Raw genomic sequence first — 13537 nt, 5'->3', positions numbered from 1 at the left:
TGTCGCAGATGGCCTTCCCTGAACGAACCGCTCTTGCTTCAGTTGCCGTCATGTGCCTGACATCGATGGCTGTCGCCGGCGATATCGAACCTTATAAACTGTCACCTGGCGATGCCGTCGAGATCGGGATAGCGTCAATTGCGGATCGAACGCAGCGAGCTGTGGTCCAGATGGATGGCAATATCGCGCTTCCCGAAGTCGGAATGGTCATGGTCGCAGGCCTCACGGGGTCCGAATTGCAGACGCGCATGCAAACGCTTCTGCCGACCAAGATTTTTCATGTGCGCCTGCCCGACGGCAGGGAGCAAATGGTCGTTATCAAGCCAGACGATGTGACCGCAACCATCGCCGATTACCGTCCGATCTATGTGATGGGCGACGTGCTTACCCCGGGACAACAGGCCTATCGTCCGCTCATGACCGTGCGGCAGGCGCTCGCCGTCGCCGGCGGCTTCAGCCTTTTGCGGTCACGGGCGGGCCAGACCGGACCGGATCCGGTTGATCTCAGGCGAGACTACGAAACATTGTGGGGTGACTACACCAAGGACTATTTTCACGCCGCCCGGCTCCGCGCCGAACTTCAAGACCAGGCGGATTTCGACACGCAGATACCACAAGGATCACCTCTGTCTCCCAGTATAGGAGCAGCGATCGCCCAGGCCGAAGGAGATGGGCTGAAGATTGCGCTGAGCGATTTCCAGCAGGAGCAGGCTTTTCTTGAGAAGGGCGAGAAGGACACAGCGGATCAAATCGAGGTGTTGCAGAAGCGCGAACAGGTCGAGGCCGAGGGCGTGAAAGCGGATCAGGAAGACCTGGCGCGCGTAACAAAGGTTTTTGAGTCAGGTAACCTGACCAACAACCGGCTCGCCGATGTCAGACGCGCCTTGCTTCTCTCTTCAAGTGGCGCGCTTCAAACGTCGGTCGAACTCATGCGGGCGCGACGCCAGCAGGAGGACTATGTCAGGCAGCACGAGCGCAACGAGAATCAGAGGAAGATCGGTTTGCTGATCGATCTGAAGGATACCAACGCGCGGCTTGCCGACGTCACCACCAAACTCCACGCTGCCAGCGAGAAGCTGCAACCGACCGGGGCATCCGCCCAGCCATTGCCGATTGCCGGTGAAACAATCCGGGCGCAGGTCACGATCGTCCGCAAGATGAGCGAGGAGTGGCGCAAACTAGCGGCCGGTGAAGATACGATTGTGATGCCGGGGGACACCGTCGAGGCCAGGTTCAGCACTGATCTGCAAAGCGCGGCAGTCCAGTAGGCGGCCTCGATTGCGGGCCGATAACGATGGCTCGGGCTCACTGCTTCGTAAAGGCCATCGAACGCAACCGATCGGAAGATCACGGCAAGACCGAACTCCAGGCTCAACGGTTGCGGAAGTGAATCCTGAGTCGGGAACCGGCGTCTGCGTCCGGACGGGCGAAACGCCGCCGAAAAGGATTGTGGCGGTGCCGATCTGACTTGCAGCATGCGACATGCGCAGCCATCCATCTCACTTGAAATGGCGGCTTCTTCCCGTTTTCCACCGATTTAATATGTCAATTCCACGTTTCTCGGGCCGCCGTCACGATTTCGCTACATTTGGGCCAAAGGGCACATAAGTTAGCGGGGCGTAATATGATACAGCGAAGAGGGAACGCCCCTGAAAACCGAAAAACTGTCCTTGGCCGGTAAGGCCAGCGAGCTTGCGCGACGATTTCTCATCAGAAGTCACGAGCTATGAACCCCGGCGGAAAACTTTCGCCCGACCTGCGTGCCGCTATGCTGGGCTCCGCGCCTGCGCTGGTAGGCGTTGGCGCGTTCTCGGCGGTCATAAACATTCTCGCGCTGACCGGCTCCGTCTATATGCTGCAAATCTACGATCGCGTTTTGCCTTCGCAAAGTGTTCCGACACTTGTCGGATTTACGATCGGTATGCTGGGCCTTTACGCCGTTTATGGATTGCTGGATTTCGTGCGGCTTCGCCTGCTGGTTCGAATCGGCAATCGCCTCCATAAAACTCTGCAGCAACAGGTCTTCGCTCTCTCGCTTTCCCTGCCGCTCCTCGGCGGGCAGAATGCGAGCCGGCTGCAGCCGCTTCGCGATCTTGATCAGTTGCGCGCCTTCCTTTCCGGATTGGGGCCGACTGTCATCTTCGACGCTCCGTGGATACCATTCTATCTGCTGGTCATCTATCTGCTGCATCCGTCGCTCGGTCTGCTGGCAACGAGCGGTGCAATTGTTGTCGTGCTGCTCACCGTGATCGCGGAAATCCTTGGCCGCGGACCAGCCGCACGGGCGTCTGAGACACTCGTATCGCAACGCAACCTGGCCGATTCCGGCCGCCGCAATGCGGAGGTCGTGCGCGCCATGGGCCTTTCCGGGCGGCTCGCCGGGCGCTGGAGTGAGATCAATCACGCATATCTTGCGCACCAGGAGCGGCTCTCCGACATTGTCGGCGCCACTGGCTCACTGTCGAGGGCGCTCCGTATGGCTTTGCAGTCTTCTGTTCTGGGACTTGGTGCGTATCTCGTGATCGGGGGGGAGGCTTCGCCGGGTGTGATCATAGCATCGTCTATATTGCTCGGCCGCTCTTTGGCCCCAGTTGATGCGGCGCTCGCCAACTGGAGAGGGTTTGTCTCGTTCCGGCAGAGCTATTCCCAACTGACGGCGGCGCTCGCCGCCTTTGGCAGCCGCGGCGAGCTCATGCAACTGCCACGGCCAGAGGCGATGCTGGCGGTCGAGGATCTGACAATAGCGCCGCCAGGCCAGCAAAAGCCGACCGTGACCAACGTGAGCTTTCATTTATCCAGTGGGGCGGGGATGGCCATTGTCGGCCCAAGCGGTTCCGGCAAAACCACACTTGTGCGCGCGTTGGTGGGAGTGTGGCAGCCGCTGCGCGGAATGGTTCGATTGGACGAAGCTTCGCTTGATCAATGGGGCCATGAACAGCTTGGCGCCTATGTCGGCTACCTCCCACAGGACGTTGAATTGTTTGACGGAACCGTTGCCGACAACATTTCGCGATTTGGCGGCGCGGGCGACGCCAAGGGTGTGCTCGCAGCCGCCAGGGCCGCTGGCGTCGACAAGATGATCATGCGTTTGCCGGATGGTTTTCAAACACGCGTAGGCGAGGGAGGCGCAGCCCTGTCGTCCGGACAGAGGCAACTCGTCGGGCTCGCCAGGGCCCTTTATGGCGATCCATTCCTTGTCGTCCTCGACGAGCCCAATTCAAATCTGGACGTCGACGGCGACGCCGCGCTGGCCGGGGCGATCCTGGCGGTGCGCCGGCGTGGTGGCATTGTCATCGTTGTTGCCCACCGTCCTTCTGCCCTCACCAATATCGATAGCGTACTTGTCATGGCGAATGGGACGCTTCATTCGTTCGGCTCGCGCGAGGAAGTCTTGGCGAACGTTATCCGGCCATTCCCCTCCACCGCAGCCCGGTCTGCATCGGCCGTCCCGATGCAGAAAGGAATAAGCGGTCATGCGTGAGGTACTATCTTTTGTCTGATATTACCCTGTCGACATGCGCTCCGATTGGCGATGGAAACCGGAGGTCCGGGGCGAATGCAGTCGATGCGCGGGACGATATCCGAGCCAATCTCATTCTTGGCTTGGTGATCACGGCTCTGTTGATTGCCGGCGGAGGGCTTTGGCTGGGTTTGACCAAGATCGCCGGCGCGGTGATTGCGCCTGCCACCGTGGTGGTCGAAAGCAACACAAAAAAAGTCCAGCATCTGACCGGCGGCACGATCGGAGGCATCTTCGCACAAGACGGGGACCATGTGCGGGCTGGCGATGTGGTGGCCAGGCTGGACGACACGCTGACACGGGCCAACCTGCAGATAATCAGTGAGGATCTCGATCGCACGACCGTTCGTCTTGCCCGGCTGGAGGCAGAGCGACAAGGTCTGCCGGAAATGCAGCTTCCGTCCGGCCTTCGGATGCGCATGGGCGATCCGCAACTCGCAGCGCTCGTCAGCGGCGAGCGCGCCCTGTTCGAAAGCCGTGCAGCTGCGTTGACGGGACAGAAGGCGCAATTGCAAAGCCGCTCGAAGCAACTCGAACGTCAGATCGATGGCCTCAAGGCGCAACAGACCGCCGAAGACCAGTCCGTGGTCCTGCTGGACGGGGATCTTGCCGATATCCAAGCGCTCTTCTCAAAAAAATTGGTGCCCAAGGAGAGACTGAGCAACGTCAGATTGGATGCCACCCGGGCGCACGGAGAGTCAGGACGACTCGCGGCGGCGGTTGCTGAGGCGCAAGGCCGAATCAGCGAGACCGAACTGCAGGTCCTTCAGCTCGATGAACAAAGGCGCAGTGAGGTCACCAGCGAACTTCGTGAAACGGAAGCCAAGCAGACCGAACTCAACGAGCGCCAGGTTGTGGCGCAAGACGAGTTGACGAAAACGAGCATCCGCGCTCCGCAATCGGGCACGATACAGGAATCCTCCATCCACACAATTGGCGGCGTGATCGCTCCTGGGGAAGTGCTCATGATGATTGTCCCCGACGCCGACAACCTCGTCGTCGATGCGTTGATCCCCCCATCGCGCATAGATGACATTCGTCCCGGTCAACGGGTGTCGATCCGGTTCCCGGCTTTCGATGCCGGCACGACGCCGGCTTGCCAAGGATCGGTCAAGCGCATTTCGGCGGACCTGATCAAGGATCAACAACACCAGCTCTCGTATTTCTCGGCACGCGTCGACGTCGAGAACAAGGCGGCCTGCCTGACCGATGCCAAGGTGCTGAAACCGGGTATGCCGGCCGAGGTTCACATCAGGACCGACGAACGCTCGGTCTGGTCTTATCTCCTGAAGCCTCTTACCGATCAGATGTCGCGGGCCTTCCGCCAATGAGGCGGCGAACTGTTGGAAGCGAGCCGCAATTATGAGCAGCTCTTGCTCTTAAGACGCGGTGAACGTCCTCCGCCCAACGCGTAGTATGGCACGCGCCGCCCGCTCCGCCGTCACGGGAATCTTGGTCTCAACGCTCTCCTGCGGCCGGCGGACATCCAGTTGGATCTGATCGGATGCCCGGTGCAGCGAAAGCTGTGAAAAATTGGTGGTTCAGCTTGTCGGTCTCGGCCTCCTTGGTGAGGGCAGCCAACCTTCGGCAACCTGCCTTTCACCGCGTCGCTCCATTGGAGCCTGAATCTATCGATCTCATTCGAGGACTCGCTATTTGCCTTGATGTAAGCTCCAGTCGCGACTGGAGGCTCTGGATTTCAGAACGCAATCCTCGGATTGACGCGGACGGCCTTCGCTCTCCGCATCCTTGCCCCTCCATGATGCGGGCGGCAGCGCTGGCTCCGGTTGTCTGAACAGTTTCCCCCAAATGATAAGTGGCGTTCCGCCGGATTTCGATCATTCGATTGCGCTGGTGTCGTGTGTGACGCCGGGAGGGCGATAGACCGACCGTAGTCGCATCCACACCCGGCGGCGGAAATTCATGCCGCCGCCATGATGTCATCGGACCAAAGTCTGCCTCGTGTCCGGCATGCGCCGGTCAAGGCTGAAATAGGGGCGCGGTCGACTATAAAAATCCAGGTATCGGCCACGAGAAGGCGCGCGATAGCGACGCCGTCCTCGGCATTCAGATAGACTTCTTCACACTTGTCCAATTTCCAGATGCGCTCGACGAAGACATTGTCGCGCCATGCGCCCCTGCCATCCATGCTGATCGCTATTTCGTTGGGATCAGGACATCGGCGAAGAGCTCGCTGGTGGCTGCCCTGATCGGTGTCGCAAATGCCGGGCGCGCTACATTTTGTCAGGGCGTTGTTCAGCGCTTCGAGACAGAAGCCCGCTTCCATCGTAATCGACACGCGATAGCTGAGCACGCGCTGGCTGAACCAGTGGACGACGGCGGCCAGACGGACAAAGTCGCGCGCCAGCGAGATAAAGGTGATGTCCATCGCTAGATCTGGTTCGGACGATCGACCTTCAGAGCGGGGGAGATAGGGATAGATTGTTGCCTGGCGCGGGTTTCGAGGTGTTCGGTCGGCGATAGATCGCCTCGACGCCCATGCGCTTCATCAGCGACGCCCTCGCGGTTGGGAAATGTCGCGCACCCGCGAACGGGTATCTAGCTGCAGTTCATCGATGCGGCGCACCAGCGCGAGGTCCTTGGCTGACACCGGCCGCGCCTAGTGTGGGAAGGTCGTGGTTGCGGTCGATTATCGCTTTACGCTCAGCATGCCGGCCTTGATAAGCGCGCATTCCAAAAAACAATTCTCCAGTGCCAGCTCTCCGATCTTGGCGTGAAGGGCCTTCAAATCCACCGATGGCGCCTCGGCGCTCGCAACGCTCGAGCCGAAGACGCCGGCGGTGCCGTCAAGGAGTTGCGCCTTCCAGGCTGTGATTTGGTTCGGGTGAACATCGAAAAGCTTAGCGAACTCGGCCAGCGTCTTTTCGCCCTTGATGGCAGTCAGAGCCACCTTGGCCTTGAAAGCCGGTGTGTGGTCGCGTCGCGTGCGCTTCGTCATGGTCTCTCTTGATTCGCGGCAACCACGTTGCCGGTTTCCAGATTCGCAAAGCCAGCTCTGTCCCCATGACTTTCGCGTCCCCAGACAGATCAAGCGGCCCGACAGCTCTGGGTTGGGGCATCAGGCGGCCGGGCCTAACCGGCTGTTGGGGATGTGTCGTGGTTGCCGGCTGAGTCAAACTGCGCCTCGGCTGGCGGTCGCGCATCATTCAAACGAACACTCTTCGCCGGGGCGGGCTGCCTCAGCGATTGCGCAGGCCTGCTGCCTGGAGCTGCGCCCTCTCGGCCTCTTCGGATTTCAAAGCGCGACATTTCAGTTCCGATTAAGTCGGCCGGCTCCTCCAAACGAACGATCAGCCCGCAATCAAGGATGGGTAATGTGGTTTTCGGCAATAAGCCCGGATTATGCTGGCTATTGGGGACGAGGCCATGTGCGGTATTGTTGGAATCGTCGGCCATTCGCAGGTTGCGCCGCTCATCGTCGATGCGCTGAAGCGGCTGGAATATCGCGGGTATGACTCGGCCGGCGTCGCCACTATCGAGCATGGTGAGCTTGGCCGCCGCCGCGCCGGAGGCAAGCTGATCAATCTCGAGCGCCGGCTCAAGGACGATCCACTCGCCGGCACGATCGGCATCGGTCACACACGCTGGGCGACGCATGGCGTGCCCAACGAGACCAATGCGCATCCGCATTTTTCCGACGGCGTCGCCATCGTCCACAACGGCATCATCGAGAATTTCGCCGAACTGCGCGACGAGCTGATCCGCGACGGGTATTCTTTCTCATCGCAGACCGACACAGAAGTCGTCGCCCATCTGGTGGCGCGCGAACTGGCCAAGGGGCTGAAGCCGGTCGAGGCCGCGCACCAGGCGCTGAAGCGGCTGGAAGGCGCCTTCGCGCTGGCCATCATGTTCAAGGGCGACGAGGACCTGATCGTCGGTGCCCGCAATGGCCCGCCTTTGGCCGTCGGCCATGGCGATGGCGAGATGTTCCTGGGCTCCGACGCCATCGCGCTCGCCCCGTTCACCAATTCGATCACTTATCTCGAAGATGGCGACTGGGCGGTGGTGCGCCGCAACGGTGTTGAGATCTTCGATATCGACGGCAAAAAGGTCGACCGCAAGCGCCAGCAGTCGCTGTCGACCAGCTTCATGGTCGACAAGGGCAACCGGCGCCATTTCATGGAAAAGGAAATCCATGAGCAGCCCGAGGTGATCTCGCACACGCTGGCGAATTATCTGGATTTTGTCGGCGGCGTCTCCAAGCCGCTCGACCTGCCTTTCGATTTCGCAGAGATCAACCGGCTGGCGATTTCGGCCTGCGGTACGGCGTATCTCGCAGGCCTGATCGGCAAATACTGGTTCGAGCGCTACGCGCGGCTGCCGGTCGACATCGATGTCGCCTCCGAATTCCGCTACCGTGAAATGCCGTTGTCGAAGAATGATGCGGCCTTCTTCATCTCGCAATCGGGCGAGACCGCCGACACGCTGGCCTCGCTGCGCTACTGCCGCAAGGCGGGAATGAAGATCGGCGCGATCGTCAACGTGCGCGAATCGACCATGGCGCGCGAATCCGACGTCGTGCTGCCGACGCTGGCCGGACCGGAGATCGGCGTCGCCTCGACCAAGGCGTTCACCTGCCAACTGTCCGTCCTGGCTTCGCTAGCGGTGCGGGCTGGCGTGGCGCGGGGTACGATCTCGAAAGAACAAGAGAAGGCCTTGGTGCGCGCGCTTTCGGAAGCGCCGCGCTATGCCAACCAGGTGCTCAAGCTCGAAGAGCAGATCGAGCGGATCGCGCGCGAACTCTCGCGCTACAAGGACGTGCTCTATCTCGGCCGCGACACCAATTTCCCGCTGGCCATGGAAGGCGCGTTGAAGCTCAAGGAAATCTCCTACATCCATGCCGAGGGCTATGCCGCGGGCGAGCTGAAGCATGGCCCGATCGCACTGATCGACGAGAACATGCCGGTCATCGTCATTGCGCCGCACGACCGTATTTTCGAAAAGACCGTGTCGAACATGCAGGAAGTGGCGGCGCGTGGCGGCAAGATCATCCTGATCACCGACAGCAAGGGTGCGGCGCTGACCAGCGTCAAGACGATGGAGACGATCGTGCTGCCCGACGTGCCGGAAATCATATCGCCGATCATCTACGCGTTGCCGATCCAGATGCTGGCCTACTTCACCGCCGTGTTCATGGGCACCGACGTCGACCAGCCGCGCAATCTGGCGAAATCGGTGACGGTGGAGTAGGTTTTGCGTCGCAAATTGGGAGATAGGGCCGCATGACATCCGCAGTCCAGTTCATCCTGGAGCATTCCTGCTTCAAGAATATCTCGTCCCGCTCGGCATGAGTGCCGGCGCGCTGGTGAAGCTCAATCTTCCAGGCACTCGTATCGAACGCATCAAGGGCTTTACCGCCATGTTGGGGGTTCCCCGCCGGGCCACCAAGGTCGCCGCATAATTGATCAGAAGGCGCCTGCGTTTCGGCTCGGCAGAACACTCATTGGGAGAGAAAGATGAAAACCCGCGCCGCTGTCGCTGCCGGAAAGCCGCTGGAGATCATGGAGGTCGACCGCGACGGTCCGCGCGAGGGCGAGGTGCTGGTGGAGATCAAGGCGATCGGCATCTGCCACACCGACGAATTCACGATGTCGGTCGCCGATCTCGAAGGCCTGTTTCCGGCGATCCTCGGCCATGAGGGCGCCAGCTTCGTTGTCGGCAAGGTGTCACCATGGTCAAGAAGGGCGATCACGCCATCCCGCTCCACACGCCCGAATGCCGGCAGTGCAGGTCGTGAAAAATGAACAATAAGCAGCGATTGTCGTCAGCGTAAAGTCAACAAGATGATCCTCGGTTCTGCTAGCCAGGAGAAGCAGAGCCCAGCCACGGTGAGACCGAACGCCGCAGACAACCATCCAGCAATAGCGGCCGTATGAATGTCTGAACCCTGGCGTCCGACAAAAAAACGGCAAAAGTGAATGCCGCCGTTCCATCATTGAGAATCAGCCTGAATGACCGAGATGCTGAAGTGTTCGGGCGCCGGCGTACGAAAGTCTCATGAAGGGACCCGCGGACCGCAGACGATTGCCTATGGGCATGGCCCGGCGCTCGTTGCCCTGGCTACTAGCTCCGGCGGCAGCCACTTCTCTCCGCGTGCGACCTGCCGCATGCAGTCCAAGAGTACTTCGGTGGCATACTCCTTTAAGAGGATGCCCCACACCCCCATTGAAATTGCGTCCGCGATCTGGCGGCCTGTTAGAGAGGCGGTGAGGAAAATTACCTTCACCGGTAACCGCTCCTGAAGAACGGTTCGCTGAATCGCCAGCCCGCCAACATTCGGCATGGAGACATCAAGCACGGCCAGATCGGGTCGGAGATCGCTAATGAGCGATAACGCTTGCACCCCGCTCGCCGTTGCTGCCAGCACATTGAAATCCGGCGCGGCTTTCAGCACACCCTGCAATCCGCGAAGCAGCAAAGGATGATCGTCAGCGAGGACAACCGAATACATTGTCGCGCTACCTGGCCCGGGGCAATGCAATGCGCAGGCCAGTCCCGGCGACACACCGCAAGCTGTCAGGTTACCCTTGAGTTCGCTAACCCGCGCGTACAGCGTCTGAGTAACAAAGCCAAAAACGGGGCTTGCCATGCGAACTCCTTTTCGCGCGATCCTTGCATCGCGATCGGCGGAGCCACACAACAGTCAACGCGGGGCGCAACCATGATCGCTACAATCGGCTCGCAGCGCGAACCGCTGTGTCGCGAACGAGCCACGATCCATTTCGAGGAACCGGACAAGAAAGAATAAGAGACCAACGGGGCGATTGCACCGTACCAATAGGTGGTAGTCCAGCTATTTCAGCACGTCCAATCTGCTAGGCCATGAACTCATAAACCCGGGCAGGCGAGCTAGGAGGGCTGCGGTTTGCCGGCTACCGGCTTTGGGATGAGATGTGGTCGATCACGCCGCTTCCTTCCACATAGTGGATCATGCCCGCTGCGGCGGTTTCGATCATGACGCCGGATGACAGAGTGCCGCCGCCGAGCATTTCGGTCGTAGGCATGTCCCAAGTGTCATAGCCTACTGCAAACTCGCGGGTATCAAAATCGCAGACAATCAAGCCTCTCATGCCATCGGCGACTACCTCGTCGCCAACTTTCATCTTCTGCCCCGTCGCGTATTGCATCTTGCTACCTCTTCACAGGTCCGTATGCAGCGACTGGCATAATGTCCGCGTCGACCGTGCTCGCGCAAGTATGGAGCTTTCATGTTCCGCCAGTTTGTGATTCAGACTGCCCATGCGCCGATACGATCTGACCGACTTCGAGTGGCATGTGATCGAGCCGCTCTTGCCCAACGGGCCGAGAGGCGTGCCGTGCTACAACCGCTTCGTGCGATGACGAAAAGCAGATCTGTGGGACCGGCTGATGGACGCCGTTACGGCCGCGCATGACGGCGACATCCAGATGATCGACAGCACATCTGTCGCCGCCACCACTGCAACTCAAATGGCTGTATGCGCTATGGCCGGGTAGCGCCACAACTGGCAAGGCAGGAGCTGCAGGGGTTCCAACGCCTCAGCAAGTCCCGCGATCCCTAGGGGCGCCGCGCCGCGGCCGTGAATGGGGCGGCGGGGTTCTACCCTATTGCCGGCGGCTCAAAGGCTGCGTCAGCTCCAGACGCTCGGAAGAAGTGCGGTTGTGTTCCACTGCTTGCGCTCGAGTGTCGAATGGAATCGCCACCGTGCTGCCATCGACTATGGCGACAGCCAGGAAGGGGAGCCCGCTCACCGGAGGCGAATAGACAGTATACGTCGGACTTTTCATTAGGTGATGCTAACATAATGATAGCGGGTGATCAATCTTTGGCGTCCGGGATGCCGATCACCCGGTGCCCGGGGGGTGGGCAAGGTGTGAACGGCACCGCGCCGGGATCAATGGATCGGGACGGCGCCGTCCAAGAGGCCTGCGGCTGGTTAACCTCGTCGATTGCCCTAGCTCTCTGGTTGGAGAGGAGACTGGATATGGCAATTTATGGTCTGAGGGTGATCAGCTTCATCTTCGTCGCATTGGCCTTTGTCCCGGCCGCAGCGCACTTCTTCTCGATGTTCAACAAGATGAAGCTCGACGGGACGAGCTATCTGGCCGCGCAACGCGCCTATGATGGCTGGAGCCTGTTCGGCATCGTCGTGCTCGGGGCATTGCTCTCCACAGCCGCCCTGGCAGTCTTGCTTTACCGGTCAGGTGGGGCTTTCGGCCTTGTTGTCCTTGCCTTCATCAGCATCGGTGCCACCCAACTTGCCTTCTGGACGCTGACCTATCCGATCAACCAGGCAACCCGGAACTGGACCGTTCTGCCCGAAAACTGGGAGCTGCTGCGGCGCCAGTGGGAATATTCGCACGCCATCGCCGCCGGCCTCAATGCCTTGGCGTTGCTGGTGCTTTTCATATCAGCGCTTCGCGCAGCGGTGCGTTGAACGACCACGTCTTCACCAGCGCATAACGCAGTCCATCAGTGCATAGGCTCGCGGACCAACTGGAACTTTCTGATTTCGGCGTGCTGATCGATCAATGCAAGCAAATCCGTTGCGGGCCGCTACGGTCCGGCCGGGTCCAGCCAATTTCGAAGGAAAACACCGCGTCGTCGCGATCCGGGCCACGTTCAAGCCCGACCAACCGCGCCCGGTAGCCGAGCGGCTTGACGATTTCGGGTAGATCGTCCGCCTTTCCATCCTTGCATGCGACATCCAGTTCAGCACGATGGTCGCGTGGAATACGCACGTCGATCCATTTCAAAACGAGAACCGTCAACAAGGTCAGCAGCGTTCTGGCTGCGCCTAATCCGTATTGACCACCACCGAATGCCAAGCCGATCGCCGTCATTACCCACAAAGTCGCGGCCGTGGTGACCCCACTGACAAGGTTGCCACGACGAAGGATGGCGCCGCCGCCGATGAAGCCGACGCCGGTCAGCACGCCAAGCCGAAAGCGCAACACATCCATCGAGGCAAAGGAGTCGGGGCTCTTGCCGCCAACTCCCAGCAAAGTATTTGCCTGGACCATCGTGAGGGCGGCGGCCAGTCCGACGAGGATAGTCGTTCTGCCGAATGACCGCGCGCTTCGCGATCAAGTCCTATCATCGCAGCGGCAAGCACAGTCAAAACCAACCGCGCCGCGATATCTTGCCAGTCTGGATTTAGAGGCATTGGACGGAACCGAATTGGAAGGTCGATTGTCGTGCAATCCAATTCTGGGGCGCGCGTTAGGTTCCCGAGCCGTGTCGGGGCGCTCTCGCAACGGCGGTAGCAAATTGAAATCCGCAGTACTAGCGGCGCGGGCGGCGCAACGGGATGCGCACGACGTTCTCCGATCCTGGCAGATCAAAGGCCATGGCTAGTTGGCGTACGGCGGCCATCTCCACGATCAGTTCTTCGATCGAAAGATCCGGCAGACCGGTCTTCACCCTCTGCCGCACCCGGATCGCAAGCTCATGAACCCGCACCGGGACGAAAAGCGGGCTGTCGTCCAGCAGCTTGCCGATTTCGATCACCACATCGGCATCAATGTCTTTTGGCAATTCCCGCATGGGCGTCACCTTGTTTTCGGGCAACAGCCCAAGCATTGCCCAGGCAATGGGATCGGAGAGGAACATGCCGGGGCCCCGATCGATGGCCAGATTCATAAATCCGCCGGCGTCGGTGTGTCACGAAGAAATGTCGGTACGGAAAATACCAAGCGGGTTCTTCGCGCAATCCACAAGCGCCTTGCCCAAGATCGCGGCTTCGGCAGCGGCCGAAGGGAACAAAAAATATCATCTGGAATTGAGACTGATGGATCGGAGGATCGAGTCATGGACAGCAGGGAAGAGCGCATAAAACGGCGAGCCTATGAAATCTGGGAGCGAGAGGGCCGACCGACCGGACGAGAGCAGGAACACTGGGACCAGGCCGTGCAGGAAATAGAGGCGGAAGGCCCGGAGGCGGAACACGAAGCGGCCGGTCCAGTGGTGGGAGTTGGCTCGAAAAGCACCAGCGGCTGAAGACCAAGCCAGGCAAC

General features: G+C 60.1%; 9 protein-coding genes and 5 pseudogenes. 9 read left to right on the top strand and 5 right to left on the bottom strand.

Going from position 1 to position 13537, the window contains the following annotated elements:
- Positions 1 to 8: 8 nt before the first annotated feature.
- From EN993_RS01185 to EN993_RS01175, 3 genes are all read left to right on the top strand, one after another.
- Positions 9 to 1268 (top strand): polysaccharide biosynthesis/export family protein, encoded by a 1260-nt coding sequence (locus EN993_RS01185; RefSeq protein ID WP_127262163.1) that lies wholly within the window; start codon positions 9 to 11, stop codon positions 1266 to 1268.
- Between the two features lie 458 nt (positions 1269 to 1726).
- On the top strand, positions 1727 to 3481 hold the full coding sequence (locus EN993_RS01180) for a type I secretion system permease/ATPase (protein WP_127262162.1): 1755 nt from the start codon (positions 1727 to 1729) through the stop codon (positions 3479 to 3481).
- Positions 3482 to 3507: 26 nt separating this feature from the next.
- The gene (locus EN993_RS01175) at positions 3508 to 4851 is read left to right on the top strand and encodes an HlyD family type I secretion periplasmic adaptor subunit (protein WP_127262196.1); all 1344 of its coding nucleotides are present in this window, start codon (positions 3508 to 3510) and stop codon (positions 4849 to 4851) included.
- A gap of 609 nt (positions 4852 to 5460) precedes the next feature.
- On the opposite strand, the pseudogene EN993_RS01170 reads toward EN993_RS01175, so the two are convergent.
- A pseudogene (locus EN993_RS01170) lies at positions 5461 to 6479 on the bottom strand (transposase).
- 428 nt (positions 6480 to 6907) lie between these two features.
- On the opposite strand from EN993_RS01170, the gene glmS reads away from it, so the two are divergent.
- The 3 genes and pseudogenes from glmS to EN993_RS01155 all read left to right on the top strand — a co-directional run.
- The gene (gene glmS / locus EN993_RS01165) at positions 6908 to 8731 is read left to right on the top strand and encodes a glutamine--fructose-6-phosphate transaminase (isomerizing) (protein ID WP_127262161.1); all 1824 of its coding nucleotides are present in this window, start codon (positions 6908 to 6910) and stop codon (positions 8729 to 8731) included.
- 37 nt (positions 8732 to 8768) lie between these two features.
- Positions 8769 to 8885, top strand: a pseudogene (locus EN993_RS37605) (addiction module antidote protein, HigA family); the annotation flags it as partial.
- Between the two features lie 112 nt (positions 8886 to 8997).
- A pseudogene (locus EN993_RS01155) lies at positions 8998 to 9275 on the top strand (alcohol dehydrogenase catalytic domain-containing protein); the annotation flags it as partial.
- Between the two features lie 294 nt (positions 9276 to 9569).
- On the opposite strand, the gene EN993_RS01150 reads toward EN993_RS01155, so the two are convergent.
- Positions 9570 to 10130 (bottom strand): response regulator transcription factor, encoded by a 561-nt coding sequence (locus EN993_RS01150; protein WP_245468584.1) that lies wholly within the window; start codon positions 10128 to 10130, stop codon positions 9570 to 9572.
- Positions 10131 to 10413: 283 nt separating this feature from the next.
- Positions 10414 to 10668, bottom strand: coding sequence for a hypothetical protein (locus EN993_RS01145; protein ID WP_126067752.1), 255 nt, complete (start codon positions 10666 to 10668; stop codon positions 10414 to 10416).
- A 112-nt stretch (positions 10669 to 10780) separates the two neighbouring features.
- Between EN993_RS01145 and EN993_RS01140 the strand changes: the two are divergent.
- Both EN993_RS01140 and EN993_RS01135 read left to right on the top strand, forming a co-directional pair.
- Positions 10781 to 10969, top strand: a pseudogene (locus EN993_RS01140) (IS5/IS1182 family transposase); the annotation flags it as partial.
- Between the two features lie 425 nt (positions 10970 to 11394).
- Complete coding sequence (locus EN993_RS01135) at positions 11395 to 11958, top strand: hypothetical protein (RefSeq protein ID WP_245463001.1); 564 nt, start codon at positions 11395 to 11397, stop codon at positions 11956 to 11958.
- A 91-nt stretch (positions 11959 to 12049) separates the two neighbouring features.
- On the opposite strand, the pseudogene EN993_RS01130 reads toward EN993_RS01135, so the two are convergent.
- Both EN993_RS01130 and EN993_RS01125 read right to left on the bottom strand, forming a co-directional pair.
- Positions 12050 to 12687, bottom strand: a pseudogene (locus EN993_RS01130) (MgtC/SapB family protein).
- Between the two features lie 119 nt (positions 12688 to 12806).
- Positions 12807 to 13163, bottom strand: coding sequence for a hypothetical protein (locus EN993_RS01125; protein ID WP_245463002.1), 357 nt, complete (start codon positions 13161 to 13163; stop codon positions 12807 to 12809).
- Between the two features lie 168 nt (positions 13164 to 13331).
- On the opposite strand from EN993_RS01125, the gene EN993_RS01120 reads away from it, so the two are divergent.
- Positions 13332 to 13520: a DUF2934 domain-containing protein gene (locus EN993_RS01120; RefSeq protein ID WP_127262160.1), complete on the top strand. Its 189-nt coding sequence runs from the start codon at positions 13332 to 13334 to the stop codon at positions 13518 to 13520.
- Positions 13521 to 13537 lie beyond the last annotated feature (17 nt).

The organism is Mesorhizobium sp. M7D.F.Ca.US.004.01.2.1, assembly GCF_003997785.1.
Taxonomy (GTDB): domain Bacteria; phylum Pseudomonadota; class Alphaproteobacteria; order Rhizobiales; family Rhizobiaceae; genus Mesorhizobium; species Mesorhizobium loti.
The sequence above is the reverse complement of the archived record's forward strand: the minus strand, read 5'-3'. Positions and strand labels throughout refer to the sequence as shown.